Origin of the sequence: Streptomyces prasinopilosus (genome assembly GCF_001419695.1) — a bacterium.
Classification (GTDB): Bacteria; Actinomycetota; Actinomycetes; order Streptomycetales; family Streptomycetaceae; genus Streptomyces; species Streptomyces prasinopilosus.
The window spans coordinates 1-13,356 of record NZ_LIRG01000043.1 but is presented as its reverse complement, the minus strand read 5'-3'; the positions used below and the strand labels follow the sequence as shown (position 1 = coordinate 13,356).

Genomic DNA, 13,356 nt, shown 5'->3' with positions numbered 1-13,356 from the left:
GCCCGTCATGGATGCGCCCGCGATTCTCCTGATGTTCCCCGGACAGGGGTCCCAGCACCCGCGGATGGCCGCCGGCCTGTACGGATCCGAACCGGCCTTCACGGCCGCCGTGGACGAGGTCTTCGACGCGTACGACGAGGTCGGTCACGGCGAGGGTGGGCGGCTGCGTGCCGACTGGCTGAGCGACCGTCCCGCCGTGCCGCTGGACCACGTCACCCGTTCCCAGCCATTGCTGTTCGCGGTGGACTACGCCCTCGGCCGGGCGGTGACGGCCGCGACCGGCCGGCCGTGGGCGCTGCTGGGCCACAGCGTCGGGGAGATGGCGGCGGCCGCGCTCGCCGGGGTGTTCACCCTGCGCGACGCGGCGGACCTCCTGCTGGACCGGGTGCGACGGCTGGCCCGGGCACCGGCCGGGGGGATGCTGGCGGTCGCCGCGGGCGAGGACGCGCTGGGTCCGTGTCTCGGAGACGGGGAGGTGGTGGTCGCGGCGGTCAACTCGCCCCGCCAGACCATCCTCGCAGGGCCCCTCGCACCGCTCGCCCGGGTCGCCCGGACGCTGCGGGAAGCGGGGCTGACGTGCCGTGAGGTGCCCTCGCTGACCGCCTTCCACAGTCCGATGCTGGCCCCGTACGCGGCGGGGGCGGCCGAGCGGTTCGCCGCCACGCCGGTGGCGGCGCCGTCCATCCCCCTCCGCTCCGGCTACCGGCCGGGACCGGTGACCGGACAGCTGGCCGCCGACCCGTCGTACTGGGCCGGGCACCCCGTGGAGACGGTCCGCTTCTGGCCGGCCCTGGACGCGGTGCTCAGCTCCCGCACGGGCGTGATCTGCCTGGAGACGGGGCCGGGGCAGGGGCTGAGCACCCTCGCCCGCCGCCATCCGACGGTGCGGTCCGGGCAGAACGCGGTGGTGCCCCTGCTACCGCCGCGGGCCGGCACCGCCGAGGCGGACCGGACGTCCGTGGCGGCGGCGCTGGCCGTGGTGCGCGAGCGGGGCACCGTGCTCAGTGGGCGACCCGGGCGGTGACGAAGCGGACCGGCACGTCGATGGCGAGGGCCCCGGTGGCGTCGCTCAGCTCGTCGAGTCCCTCGACGAGCCGTGCGCGCAGTTCCGTCCGCTGTGCCTGCGGGAGGTTCTGCCACAGCAGACGCATGCCCTGGGTGTGGGACCAGTCCACCCACGCCTCGCTGGACAGGGCTGTCATCCGCACCGGCTCGTCGGTGACGGCGACCGAGGTGTAGCCGCAGCCCTCCAGGGCGCGGACGAGGTCTTCGGCCCGCTCCAGCCAGCTGTTGAACCGCCGGACCAGCGCCTCGGGCCGCCACTGTTCGGGCAGGTGCTCCAGCAGCGTCCGCGGGATGAGCGGGGTGAACTCCGGCGGCAGGAACGGGAACGTGCCGGCGCGGAAGACCGGGCTGGTGAACGCGACCCTGCCCCCGTGGTCGAGGATTCCGGCGTAGCGCGCCAGCGCCCCCACCGCGTCCGGCAGGAAGATGACGCTGTAGCTCCCCATGACCAGGTCGAAGGAGCGCGCCGGGAGTTCGGGCGCCTCCGCGTCCATCACCTCGAGGGTGATATTCCGCAGACCGCGTTCGGCGGCTTCCCCGCGAGCCTCCTCGATCATTCCGGGAGCGATGTCGATCCCGTGGACACGCCCCCGGGGACCGACCTTCCGCGCAGCCGAAAAAAGGCACGCGCCACGCCCGCAGCCGATGTCGAGCACTCGTTCACCGGCGGCCGGCTCCGCGATTTCCACCAGGCGGGAACCCATGGGCGTGAAGAATTCCACTCCCAGCCGGTCGTAGGTCGACGACGACTGGTCGAAGGCGTGTGCCACCTGCTCTTTGTAGGACGAATCCTGCACCGTCGGCTCCTGCCTCTGCGATTCGGGCTCTTCCCGACTTCCCAGTGTTCGACCCCTACTTGAAGGGTGGTGGAGTGCCGTTCGAGGCGCCTCCGAAACCCTTGTACGCCACCGCGGAAAGAAACAACACTTGTTGCCGCGGTCACCGCCGGTGTCGCCGTTTCCGATACGGAAGGGAAAGAATAATGAGCACGCAGATCGATCTGGTCCGCCGCATGGTGGAGGCGTACAACACGGGAAAGACCGACGACGTCGCGGAATTCATTCACCCCGAGTACCTGAACCCCGGCGCGCTGGAGCACAACCCGGAGCTGCGCGGCCCGGAGGCGTTCGCGGCCGCCGTCACCTGGCTCAAGTACGCCTTCTCCGAGGAGGCGCACCTGGAGGAGATCGGGTACGAGGAGAACGGCCCGTGGGTACGGGCGAAGCTCGCCCTCTACGGCCGGCACGTCGGCAACCTCGTCGGCATGCCGGCGACCGGGCGCCGGTTCTCCGGTGAGCAGATCCACCTCATCCGCATCGTCGACGGCAGGATCCGCGACCACCGCGACTGGCCCGACTACCTCGGCACCTACCGCCAGCTCGGCGAGCCCTGGCCCGCTCCCGAGGGCTGGCGCCCCTGAACCCCCTCATCCGCCGACGCCACGACAGGAGCACGGACACACCCATGACAGCCGAACCGACGGTCGCGGCCCGACCGCAGCAGATCGACGCCCTCAGGACCCTGATCCGCCTCGGAAGCCTGCACACCCCCATGGTCGTCCGGACGGCCGCCACCCTGCGGCTCGTCGACCACATCCTGGCCGGGACCCGCACCGCGGAGGCCCTGGCGGCCAAGACCGGCACCCGGCCCGAGACACTCCTGCGGCTGATCCGCCACCTGGTGGCGATCGGGCTGCTCGAGGAGGACGCACCGGACGAGTTCGTCCCGACCGAGGTCGGGGAGCTGCTCGCCGACGACCACCCGGCCGCGCAGCGCGCCTGGCACGACCTGACGCAGACCGTGGCGCGGGCCGACATCTCCTTCACCCGCCTTCCCGACGCCGTCCGGACCGGCCGCCCCACGTACGAGTCGATCTACGGCAAGCCGTTCTACGAGGACCTGGCCGGCCGCCCCGACCTGCGCGCGTCCTTCGACTCGCTGCTCGCCTGCGACCAGGACGTCGCCTTCGACGCTCCGGCCGCCGCGTACGACTGGACGGACGTCCGGCACGTGCTGGACGTGGGCGGCGGCAAGGGGGGGTTCGCCGCGGCCATCGCGCGCCGGGCCCCGCACGTGTCGGCCACCGTGCTGGAGATGGCGGGCACCGTGGAGACCGCCCGCGCCTACCTGAAGGGCGAGGGCCTTTCCGATCGCGTCGACGTCGTCGAGGGGGATTTCTTCGAGCCGCTGCCCCGCAGGGCGGACGCGATCATCCTCTCCTTCGTCCTCCTCAACTGGCCGGACCACGAAGCCGTCCGGATCCTCACGCGCTGCGCCGAGGCGCTGGAGCCCGGCGGGCGCATCCTGATCCACGAGCGCGACGACCTCCACGAGAACTCGTTCAACGAGCAGTTCACAGAGCTCGACCTGCGGATGCTGGTCTTCCTCGGCGGTGCCCTGCGCACCCGTGAGAAGTGGGACGGCCTGGCCGCGTCGGCGGGCCTCGTGGTCGAGGAGGTGCGGCAACTGCCCTCGCCGACCATCCCGTACGACCTCTCCCTCCTGGTCCTCGCCCCCGCACCCGCCGACGCCTGACGCACGAGGAACGGGAAGGGTTCATCAGCGATGCCGACACGCACGAGCACCAACGACGGGGTGACGCTGTGGAGCGAGGGGCTCGGCGATCCGGCCGACGCCCCGATGCTCCTGATCGCCGGCGGCAACCTCTCGGCCAGGTCGTGGCCGGACGAGTTCGTCGAACGCCTGGTCGCGGCCGGACACTTCGTGATCCGCTACGACCACCGGGACACCGGGCGCTCCTCCCGGTGCGACTTCGCGCTCCGCCCCTACGGCTTCGACGAGCTGGCCGCCGACGCGCTGGCCGTACTGGACTGCTGGCAGGTCCGCGCCGCCCATGTGGTGGGCATGTCGCTGGGGCACACCATCGGCCAGTTGCTCGCCCTGGACGCTCCGGAGCGGCTCCTCACCCTCACCGTGATGCTGGGGGGCGCGCTCGACGTCGACTTCGACGCCGACCTGGAGGCGGCTCTCAAGGGTGAGCCGTCCGTCAGCGGACTGCCGGCGCCCACCCGGCGGTTCCTCGACATGATGACGTTGCTCCAGCAGCCGGCCGGGACGGACGAGGAGCGACTGGAGCGCCGGGTGGAGAAGTGGCGCCTGCTCAACGGGGAGGGAGTGCCCTTCGACGCGGACGAGTTCCGACGCCGTGAACTCCTGGCCGCCGGGCACGCGGGAACGTTCGACGAACCGGTCGTGCACCACATGATCCCGCAGCCGCCGGTGTCACGGGGGGCGGAGTTGTCCCGCGTCACCACACCGGTGCTGGCGGTCCAGGCGATGTGCGACCCCGCGGCCCCGCCGCCGCACGCCCGGCACCTCGCCGACCGGATCCCCGGCGCCCGGGTCGTGGAGATCGAGAACATGGGGCACGCCCTGCCCCTCTCGGTCCATGAGCCGCTGGCCGCCGCCATCTGCGCCCACACCCGGGCCGCGACAGTGTGAGGAGCACGACGATGCCCACACCCACGTCCGCGCCGCCGACCGCCCCGACCGACAGTGAGCTGGGGCGCCATCTGCTGACCGTGCGCGGCTTCCACTTCGTCTTCGGCGCGCTGGGCGACCCCTATGCCCGGCGCCTGCGCGGCGAAGCCGATCACCTGTCCCTCGGTGAGCTGGTCCGCGGCCGGGGCCCGCTCCACCGCAGTGCGCTGGGCACATGGGTGACGGCGGACGGCCGGCTGGCGGCCCGCCTGCTGGACGACCCGCTGCTGGGCCCCCGGCACCCCGCCTTCGAGGGCCCGCAGGAGCATGTGCGCGAGAACGTCTGGGAGACCTGGCGGACCTGTCACGTCACTCCGCTCGGCGAGGACCTGCTGACCCCGGCCGCCGCCGACCACGACCGCCTCGCGGCCCTGCTCGGTCCGGTCCTCGGGCCCCGTACGTGCACGGCGTGGCGGGTCGACGCGGAGCGTGCGGCGCACCGGGTGCTGGACGGTCTGCCGCCGCACTTCGACCTGGTGTCGGACCTGGCGCGGCCGGCGGTCACGGACGCGCTCGCCACCCTCCTGGGCCTCCCGGACACGGCACGGGCGGAACTGCCGGACCTGCTGGCCGCCTGCGGCCCGGTGCTCGACTCCGCCCTCTGCCCGCCGCGCCTCCCGGTGGCCCGGGCGATGACGCGCGCGCTGCGCCGCGTCCGGGAGCTGATGGCGACGGCCGTGGCCGGCCACCTCACCGCACCGGCCGGCGGAGCGCTGAGCGCCCTGCTGGCCGTGGACCCCGACGGCGGACGCGATCCCGGGGACACCGTCACGGCCGCGGTGCTGAGCGCGGTGGTCGGGGCCGAGGCGGCGATCACCACCGTGGCGAACGCCGTCATGTCCCTGCTGGAGCACGGCGAGCAGTGGTCGCTGCTGCGGGCCGACCCCGACAGGGCGACGGAGGCGGTCGAGGAGACCCTCCGCTGGGCCCCGCCCGTGACGCTGCGCAGCCTGATCACCCAGGGAGAGGTCGAGATCGGCGGCGAGACGCTGGAGGCGGACCAGCACGTGGTGGTACTGGTCGACGCCGCCCAGCGGGACCCGGAGCTGTACGAGGACCCGGACCGCTTCCGTCTCGACCGCCCCCGGACCCCCGGTTTCACGCACGTGGCCCTGACGGGCCGGGACCACCTGGGACTGGTCGCCCCGCTCGTCCGCGTGCAGTGCACCGCCGTCCTGCGGGCGGTGGCCGAGCGGCTGCCCGGGCTGCGGGCCGAGGGCGAGCCGCTGCGGCGCGGGCGCTCCCCCGTGGTCCGCGCCCCGCTCTCGCTGCGGCTGGCCCAGAAATGACCCAGGGAGGGTGACCCCATGAAGGTGCTGGTGACCGCGTTCGCCATGGACGCGCACTTCAACGGTGTGGTGCCGCTCGCCTGGGCGCTGCGGGCGGCCGGGCACGACGTCCGGGTGGCGAGCCAGCCCGCCCTCACCGACAGCATCACCCGGGCGGGACTCACGGCCGTGCCGGTGGGCGCGGACCACCAGGTCCAGGCGGCGATGGGGGCCATGGCGCCCGGCGTGTTCGCGCTGCACCGCAACCCGGACTACCTGGAGAACCGGCCGGAGCTGCTCGACCTCCAGTTCCTCGAAGCGTCCGCGTCGATGCTGACGGCGGCCTTCTACGCCCAGATCAACAACGACTCCATGATCGACGAGATGGTGGACTTCGCCCGCTGGTGGCATCCCGACCTGGTGATCTGGGAGCCCTTCACCTTCGCGGGCGCGGTGACGGCCCGGGTGACCGGCGCGGCGCACGCCCGCCTGCTGTGGGGCCCGGACCTCTTCCTGCGGGTGCACGACCGGTTCCGGCAGGCGCTGGACGAGGCGCCGGCCGAGCACCGGGACGACGCCCTGGAGGAGTGGCTGACGTGGACGCTGGAGCGGCACGGTGCGGCCTTCGGCCCCGAGGTGATCAGCGGCCACTGGACGATCGACCAGATGCCGCCGAGCGTGCGGTTCGCCACGTCCCGCCCGACGGTGCCGATGCGGTTCGTCCCGTACAACGGCCCGGTCCCGGCGGTGGTGCCGCCGTGGCTGCGGGCGGATCCGGGACGCCCGAGGGTCCTGCTCACGCAGGGCATCACGGAGCGCTCGACGGGCTTCACGGGGCTGCCCCGGGCCGGTGAGCTGCTGGCCGCGATCGCGGAGCTGGACGCCGAGGTGGTCGCCACGGTCAAGGCCGAGGAGCGCGCGGGCCTGCCGCCGCTGCCCGAGAACGTGCGGGTGGTGGACAGCCTGTCCCTGCACGTCGTCCTGCCGAGCTGTGCGGCCGTCGTGCACCACGGCGGCGCCGGCACCTGGGCGACGGCGGCGCTGCACGGGGTGCCTCAGCTCGCCCTCGCCTGGCAGTGGGACGACGTCTTCCGGGCCGGGCAGCTGGAGAAGCTGGGCGCGGGCATCTTCCTCCCGCCGCACGGCGAGGGCGCCTCGGCCGCCCGGGTCAGGGACAGGCTGGCCCAGGTACTGGCCGAGCCGTCCTTCCGGCAGGGCGCGGCGCGGATCCGCGCGGAGATGCTGCGGATCCCGGCACCCGGTGCGGTGGTGCCGACGCTGGAACGGCTGACGGCCCGGCACCGTGCGCCGGCCGGGCAGGGCGTCCGGGGGTAGGGCCTGCCGCCCGGATCACGCCGCGGACACGGGGCCCGGCACGCGCTCACCGGCACCGACACGTGCTGCCGAGGCCCTGCGCCACGGTCCGGACGACGGTCTCCGGGTCCCGCCCCGGTGATCACGGGGTCCCGGCACGCACCACGGCGGGTGCGCGCGCCCGCTTCGACGGGGTCCGCGCGCCGCCCCCGCGGTCCGGCCGGGGCCGCGGCGTTCCTGGCCGGACGCGCGCGGAGCGGGACGCCGCTCGGCCTCCGGGGCCGAGGATCAGCGCCGGGCCCGGTGGCCGGCCTCGGAACCGGCGCCCGGCAGGGACGCGGCGAGGAACCGCCCCGTGACGGAGTGCTCGGCCTCCGCCAGGTCGGCGGGGGTACCCTCGAAGATCACCCGGCCGCCCTCGCTGCCGCCTCCGGGGCCGAGGTCGACGACCCAGTCCGCGTGCTTGACGACGTCGAGGTTGTGTTCGATGACGATGACCGAGTTCCCCTTCTCCACGAGGCCGTCGACCAGGTGGACGAGGCTGTCGACGTCGGACATGTGGAGCCCGGTGGTGGGCTCGTCCATGACGTAGACGCTGCCCTTCTTCCCCAGCTCCGTGGCGAGCTTGATGCGCTGGCACTCGCCGCCGGAGAGGGTGTTGAGCGGTTGCCCGAGCTGGAGATAGCCGAGGCCGACCTGGTTGAGGGAACGGAGGGTTGTGGTGATCTTGGGCTCGGTGAAGAAGTCGGCCGCCTCCGCGGCGCTCATCGACAGCACGTCGTGGATGTTCTGCCCGCGCAGGGTCAGGCGCAGGACGCCCTCGGTGAACCGCATGCCCGCACAGACCTCGCAGGTCGTGATCATCGGATCCATGAAGGCGAGGTCGGTGTAGATGATGCCGTGTCCCTGGCAGGCGGGGCAGGCACCCTCGGAGTTGAAGCTGAACAGCGAGGGGCTGACCTGGTTCCCGCGGGCGAACAGCCTGCGGATCTCGTCCATGATGCCGGTGTAGGTCGCCGGGTTCGAACGCCGGTTGGTGGTGACCGCGGACTGGTCGATGACGACTGCCGAGGGGTGCTGCCGCAGGAGCACGTCGTGGATGAGCGTGCTCTTGCCGGAGCCGGCCGGTCCGGTGACGGCGGTCAGTACACCGAGCGGAATCCGTACGCCGATGTCCTTGAGGTTGTGGATCCGGGCTCCCGTCACCTCCAGGTGACCCCTGGGCTCGCGGAATCGCTCCTTGATCGGGATGATCCTGCGGAGGAACCGCCCGGTCGGCGTGTCCGCCTCGGTGAGGCCCCGGACGTCGCCCTGGTAGACGATCTCGCCTCCGTGCCGCCCGGCCCCGGGCCCGAGATCGATGACGTGCTCGGCCATCTCGATGATGTCGCGGTCGTGTTCGACCACCAGCACGGTGTTGCCCTTCTCGGCCAGTTCCATCAGGAGCCGGCTGAGTCGCTGGACGTCGCTGGGGTGCAGGCCGATCGTGGGCTCGTCGAAGATGTACACCATGTCGACGAGTGAACTGTTCAGGTGACGCACCATCTTGATGCGCTGCGACTCGCCGCCGGAGAGCGTGGAGGTCTCGCGGTTGAGGCTGAGGTACCCCAGCCCCAGCTCGATGAGGTGCTGGAGCCGCTCGAGCAGACTGGCCGTCAGGGTGGAGACGGAGGGCGCGTCGACCTTCTTGACCGCCTCCATCAGGTCGGCGATCTCCAGGGAGGCGAGTTCGGCGATGTTCCGGCCGTTGATGCGGCAGCCGAGCGCCCGCTGGCTGAGCCGTTGCCCCTCACAGGTGTCGCAGGGACCTCGGGTGACGACCTGTTCCAGCGCCACCCGGTTCTTGGCGCTCATCTCGTCCGGCTCCTTGCGCAGGTAGAGCCGGTTGAACTTGTCCATCAGCCCTTCGTACTTGGAGTTGATCTTTCCGCCCTGCCACTCCAGAGCGATCGATCCCTGGGTCCCGTACAGGAACGCCTGCCACTCGCTCTCGGTGTAGTCGCGGAGCTTCTTGTCGTTGTCGAAGAGGCCGGAATTGGCGTACAGCTTCCAGAACCAGCCACCGACGTTGAAGGCGGGATGCCGGATGGCGCCCTCATTGAGGGATTTGGACCGGTCGAGCAGCTTGTCGAGGTCGAGCTGCACCCGGTGGCCGAGACCCTCGCAGTCGGGGCACATCCCCGAGGGGTCGTTGAAGGAGAAGGCGTTCGAATAACCGATCCAAGGCTTGCCCACCCGGGAATAGAACAGCCGTAGCAAGGCGTAGATGTCGGTGATCGTCCCGACGGTGGACCGCGCGTTCCCCCCGATCCGCTTCTGATCGATGATCACCGCGGCGGAGAGGTTCGCGATGTCATCGGCGTCGGGCTGACCGTATTTGGGCAGGCGATTGCGTACGAACGCGGTGAACGTCTCATTGAGCTGCCGTTGGGATTCCGCCGCGATCGTGTCGAACACCAGGGACGACTTTCCCGATCCCGATACCCCTGTGAACACGGTGACCTTGTGTTTCGGCACCTCTACGGAGATGTTCTTGAGGTTGTTCTCACGGGCACCGGTGATCTGGATAGCCTTCTGCTGCATGAGCATCCTCACATCGACGGAAGAGGGCGGCTTCTCACGCTACCGGCGATTGCGGACAGGTTCCGGCCGCAATATCGACGAGGCCCGTCGCCGGATGACGGACCCGGCCTGACGGCCGGCGTGTTTCCGCCGGGCAGGACCAGGGATTTCACCGCCGGCCCACCGCTGTGACGCCATCGCTCGCCACCTCCGGCCGCAGCGGCGTCCCGGTCACCGGTTCACGGGACACCGGGGAGCATCCGCGCCACCAACGGGCCCATGACGCCGGATCGTTGCACGATCCTGTGCCCGGGGACGCCTCGCAGGAGTACGGGACGACCCTGCTGGAGGACGCGGAGGACGGGCTGTCGTCCGGCGTTGGCCCGGGGCTCCGGCCATCGCCGCTGCGGCTACCGGCCTGGATCGTGCCGGGCCTGTGGTTCGTGCTCCGGGCGGTGTACTCCTCCGGCGCGGGCGTCACCGGCGCCGGGACCGTGGCCCACCTGGCCCACGCCGCCGGCTTCGTGGCCGACACGCTGATCGCCCGGCCCCTCGAACCCGGCCCTCCTCCACCGCCCGAACCGGGCGGCGTCCTCTTCGGACGGCAGACCCGACGCTCCTGGCAGGACCACCCGCCAGGGGCCGGGCAGCGGGGGGACCCTCCTACCGGCCGGCGGGTGGGCGGGGAGGTCTCCGTGCGGGAACCGGCGCTCCGTGCCTGATGGCGTGTCCGGCGTCGATCCCGTACGCGATGTCCCGCAGGAGATTCCATACGTGCTGAAGCAACATCCTCATGCGGGATCCCCAAGCAGTCTCGACTGCCGAACAAGACGCGGAAACGCCCTCCTTGGAGTATACCCACCTGTATGGCTACTGACCCCCTCGACCGGCAGGGCGGCCGGCCGGTCGAGGGGGGCGGCGCGTTCCGGGGCCGCCGTCGCGGGCGAACGGTCCCGGGCCGGGCCGCTGCCGCCTCCCGCCCCCACGACGAGCGGGTCCCGGCGGCCGGGGCCCGTCGCGTTCCGGTACTACGCCCCCGTCAGTGCGGCGGCCAGTTCCTCCAGGCCGCTCGACCGCCACGTGAACGAGTCGTCCCTGCGCGGCGGGTCCCCGGCCGGCCGCCGCACGTAAGCGGTGCGCATGCCCACGGCCTGGGCCCCGCGGAGGTCCCAGGCGTGCGCGGCGACCATGAGCACGCGCTCCGGTGGAGATCCCGCCGCGTCGAGCGCGAGCCGGTAGACCTCCGGCGCGGGCTTGTACGCCCGGGCGTCCTCGGCGGACAGCGTGTGGTGCCAGCGCAGTCCCGTGTGAGCGTTGAGCCGGAGCAGTGACGTGCGGCTGGCGTCGCTGAGGGCCAGCACCGGGAAACGCCCGGCCAGACCCGCGAGGACGGCGAGGGAGTCGTCCCAGGGCCTCACGCGCTGTGCCGCGGTGGCCAGTCGATCGAGGGCGGCGGCGTCGGTCAGGCCGATGCGGCCGGCCACGCGCTCGGCCGCCTCCCGGGCGATGACCTGCGAGTTGGCGTAGGGCCGCACGTTCTCCGCGATGCGGCGCTGCTCGCGCTCGACGTGCTCCCGCCACACGTCGAGCAGCCGGTCGACGGACGCCTCCCCGGACTCCGCCCCCGATGCGGAGGCCGCCTCCCGCACGGCCGCTCGCAGCCCACCGGGTTCGTCGACCATCGTGCCGAGGACGTCGAAGACGACGACCTCGATGTCGCATGCCCCGCTCATCCGGCCTCCTCGTCACGGCGTTCCGGCGTAACACGGTGGACCGGGCCGGCCGACCGGGCGCGTCATTACGCCGTCAGCGGCATGTCGCACGCACGGGCTCCACGGATGACCGGCAACGGATGACCGGCATGCGCGCCGGCGGTCTCGCGCGGGTCGGTCCGCTTCTCCGGTGGGGGGGAACGCCCCGGCGTCCGCGGGTCGCCCCCGGGCGTTCACCCCCTGCGCGGCGGCTGTTGTAACTATACCGCTGGGTGTAGCGTTGGGCTGTGACTGTCAACAGCGAGAGCGTCGGCCGGAGCAGCAGACGACGCGGCATGCAGCACCTCACGCCGGCCGGCGTGAAGGTCCTCCAGACAGCCTCGCGGCTCTTCTACGAACGGGGGATCCGCGCCGTCGGCGTGGAGGCGATCGCGGAGGAAGCGGGCGTCACCAAGAAGACCCTCTACGACCGCTTCGGTTCGAAGGACGACCTCATCGTCGCCTATCTGCGCGCTCGTGACGGCTTGTGGCGTTCCACGCTGGTGAAGTACGTCAACGGTCACGACGGCCCCCCGGCGGAGAAGATCCTGGCCACGTTCGGCGCCCTGCGCGAGTGGACGCGCGAGCGGAACCTGCGGGGCTGCGCCTTCATCAACGCGTCCGTGGAACTCCCCGAGGACCACCCGGGCCGGGAGGTCGCCCGCGACCAGAAGGCATGGCTGCTCGCCTACCTGGAAGGACTGGCCGCGCAAGCGCGTGTCGAGGATCCCGCGGGACTGGCCGCCCAGGTGCTCATCCTGCACGAGGGGGCCTGCGTGGCCGACTCCATGCGGTCGATGGACCGGGCCGTCGACCGTGCCGAACAGGTGGCCGCGGTCCTCATCGAGAGGTCGCTCCCCGGGTGACCGCTCCGGCCCCCGGTCCCGTGCCGCGCGGGGGGTGAGCCCGGGTCCGCGTCGGCTGCCGGGACCGGCCTCCCGGTCCCGGCAGCCGGCGGGGTCCTACGCGGCGAGGGAGTTCAGCGCGGGCATCGGGTCGGCCGCCCGGCCGTTCGCCGTCGCGCGCCCGGGGTCGCCGTTCGGCCGACCCGCCAGATCGGCCGCGTACGCCCGCAACAGGTCGTGCATGCGGTAGTGACGCTCGTCGTGGCGCTGGACCAGGTGCGCGGCGGCCAGGTTGCACAGCGACAGCGAGGCCTCCTCCGGGGGGACACCCGTGACCGACGCCGTGCTGGCCACGTCGATCAGGTGCCCCGGGAGCAGGCCGAGCCCCCGGAAGACACGGGCACTCTGCTCGTCGAGCGCCTTGTAGGAGGTCTCGAACGCGTCGCGGAGCACCACGTCCCCCTCGGCGAGGTTCAGCCGGGCCTGACGGGGTTTGAGTTCGGCGGCGAGGGCCTCGGCGCTGCGGTGCTGACGGCTCACGATCCGCTCGGCGGCCAGGACCAGTGCCAGGGGAAGGCGTCCGCAGCGTTCCGCCAGTACGGCCACCGCGCCCGGGTCGGCGTCGGCCCGCACCTGGCCTATGACCGCGCCGATCAGCTGGGCGGCTTCCGGCTGGCACAGCTCGGGCAGGGGGAGCGAGACGGCGTCCACCAAGGGCATCAGCCCCGGTAATCGCGACCGGCTGGTCACCACGACGGCGCATCCCGGAGATCCGGGCAGCAGGGGGCGGATCTGCCGGGCGTCCGCGGCGTTGTCCAGCACCAGGAGCATTTCCCGGCCGTGCAGATACGACCGGAAGGTGGCCGCCCGCTGATCCCGCTGCGCGGGAATGCGCTCGGGAGGCGTGCCCACGGCGCGCAGCAGATCCCCCAGCACGTCGAAGGGCGCGGCCGCGGTGTCCGGCTCGGGCCCCTGAAGGCTGACGAACAGCTGCCCGTCGGGGAAGTGGCCGTCCTGGACGGCTCGGTGCGCCCACTGCACCGCGAGCGC

10 protein-coding genes and 2 pseudogenes are annotated in these 13,356 nt (G+C 72.3%); 8 read left to right on the top strand and 4 right to left on the bottom strand.

From position 1 onward, the window contains the following. Positions 1–7 precede the first annotated feature (7 nt). Positions 8–1,024 (top strand): acyltransferase domain-containing protein, encoded by a 1,017-nt coding sequence (locus AOK18_RS02745; protein ID WP_055693208.1) that lies wholly within the window; start codon positions 8–10, stop codon positions 1,022–1,024. Here AOK18_RS02745 and AOK18_RS02740 read toward each other — a convergent pair. Next, positions 1,002–1,862 (bottom strand): class I SAM-dependent methyltransferase, encoded by an 861-nt coding sequence (locus tag AOK18_RS02740; protein ID WP_055693207.1) that lies wholly within the window; start codon positions 1,860–1,862, stop codon positions 1,002–1,004. The two genes, AOK18_RS02745 and AOK18_RS02740, sit on opposite strands and share 23 nt — an antisense overlap. A 185-nt stretch (positions 1,863–2,047) precedes the next feature. Between AOK18_RS02740 and AOK18_RS02735 the strand changes: the two genes are divergently transcribed. From AOK18_RS02735 to AOK18_RS02715, 5 genes are read left to right on the top strand one after another with little or no spacing between them, the layout of a single operon-like run. Next, positions 2,048–2,485 (top strand): ester cyclase, encoded by a 438-nt coding sequence (locus AOK18_RS02735; RefSeq protein WP_095533957.1) that lies wholly within the window; start codon positions 2,048–2,050, stop codon positions 2,483–2,485. Between the two features lie 44 nt (positions 2,486–2,529). Continuing rightward, on the top strand, positions 2,530–3,600 hold the full coding sequence (locus tag AOK18_RS02730; protein WP_055693206.1) for a methyltransferase: 1,071 nt from the start codon (positions 2,530–2,532) through the stop codon (positions 3,598–3,600). Between the two features lie 30 nt (positions 3,601–3,630). Continuing rightward, a complete protein-coding gene (locus AOK18_RS02725) occupies positions 3,631–4,527 on the top strand; it encodes an alpha/beta fold hydrolase (RefSeq protein ID WP_055693205.1) in 897 nt (298 codons plus the stop codon). An 11-nt stretch (positions 4,528–4,538) separates the two neighbouring features. Further along, positions 4,539–5,855 (top strand): cytochrome P450 family protein, encoded by a 1,317-nt coding sequence (locus AOK18_RS02720; RefSeq protein ID WP_055693204.1) that lies wholly within the window; start codon positions 4,539–4,541, stop codon positions 5,853–5,855. An 18-nt stretch (positions 5,856–5,873) separates the two neighbouring features. Next, the gene (locus AOK18_RS02715; protein ID WP_055693203.1) at positions 5,874–7,169 is read left to right on the top strand and encodes an activator-dependent family glycosyltransferase; all 1,296 of its coding nucleotides are present in this window, start codon (positions 5,874–5,876) and stop codon (positions 7,167–7,169) included. 267 nt (positions 7,170–7,436) lie between these two features. On the opposite strand, the gene AOK18_RS02710 is transcribed toward AOK18_RS02715, so the two are convergent. Beyond that, on the bottom strand, positions 7,437–9,731 hold the full coding sequence (locus tag AOK18_RS02710) for an ATP-binding cassette domain-containing protein (RefSeq protein ID WP_055693202.1): 2,295 nt from the start codon (positions 9,729–9,731) through the stop codon (positions 7,437–7,439). A gap of 380 nt (positions 9,732–10,111) precedes the next feature. On the opposite strand from AOK18_RS02710, the pseudogene AOK18_RS35285 reads away from it, so the two are divergent. Continuing rightward, a pseudogene (locus AOK18_RS35285) lies at positions 10,112–10,324 on the top strand (rhomboid family intramembrane serine protease); the annotation flags it as partial. A 414-nt stretch (positions 10,325–10,738) separates the two neighbouring features. Here AOK18_RS35285 and AOK18_RS02700 read toward each other — a convergent pair. Further along, a complete protein-coding gene (locus AOK18_RS02700; protein ID WP_055693200.1) occupies positions 10,739–11,443 on the bottom strand; it encodes a haloacid dehalogenase type II in 705 nt (234 codons plus the stop codon). Positions 11,444–11,709: 266 nt separating this feature from the next. Here AOK18_RS02700 and AOK18_RS02695 point away from each other — a divergent pair, with 266 nt between their 5' ends. After that, entirely contained in the window at positions 11,710–12,327 is a 618-nt protein-coding gene (locus tag AOK18_RS02695; RefSeq protein WP_240503027.1) for a TetR/AcrR family transcriptional regulator, read from the top strand. A 96-nt stretch (positions 12,328–12,423) separates the two neighbouring features. Here the strand turns inward: AOK18_RS02695 and AOK18_RS02690 are convergent. Continuing rightward, positions 12,424–13,356: pseudogene (locus AOK18_RS02690) on the bottom strand (hypothetical protein); the annotation flags it as partial.

Excerpts from the sequence above, each read along its gene's own strand:
- AOK18_RS02745 (WP_055693208.1), top strand. The coding sequence starts at position 8 with ATGGATGCGCCCGCGATTCTCCTGATGTTCCCCGGACAGGGGTCCCAG.
- AOK18_RS02735 (WP_095533957.1), top strand. The coding sequence starts at position 2,048 with ATGAGCACGCAGATCGATCTGGTCCGCCGCATGGTGGAGGCGTACAAC.
- AOK18_RS02730 (WP_055693206.1), top strand. The coding sequence starts at position 2,530 with ATGACAGCCGAACCGACGGTCGCGGCCCGACCGCAGCAGATCGACGCC.
- AOK18_RS02725 (WP_055693205.1), top strand. The coding sequence starts at position 3,631 with ATGCCGACACGCACGAGCACCAACGACGGGGTGACGCTGTGGAGCGAG.
- AOK18_RS02720 (WP_055693204.1), top strand. The coding sequence starts at position 4,539 with ATGCCCACACCCACGTCCGCGCCGCCGACCGCCCCGACCGACAGTGAG.
- AOK18_RS02715 (WP_055693203.1), top strand. The coding sequence starts at position 5,874 with ATGAAGGTGCTGGTGACCGCGTTCGCCATGGACGCGCACTTCAACGGT.
- AOK18_RS02710 (WP_055693202.1), bottom strand. The coding sequence starts at position 9,731 with ATGCAGCAGAAGGCTATCCAGATCACCGGTGCCCGTGAGAACAACCTC.
- AOK18_RS02700 (WP_055693200.1), bottom strand. The coding sequence starts at position 11,443 with ATGAGCGGGGCATGCGACATCGAGGTCGTCGTCTTCGACGTCCTCGGC.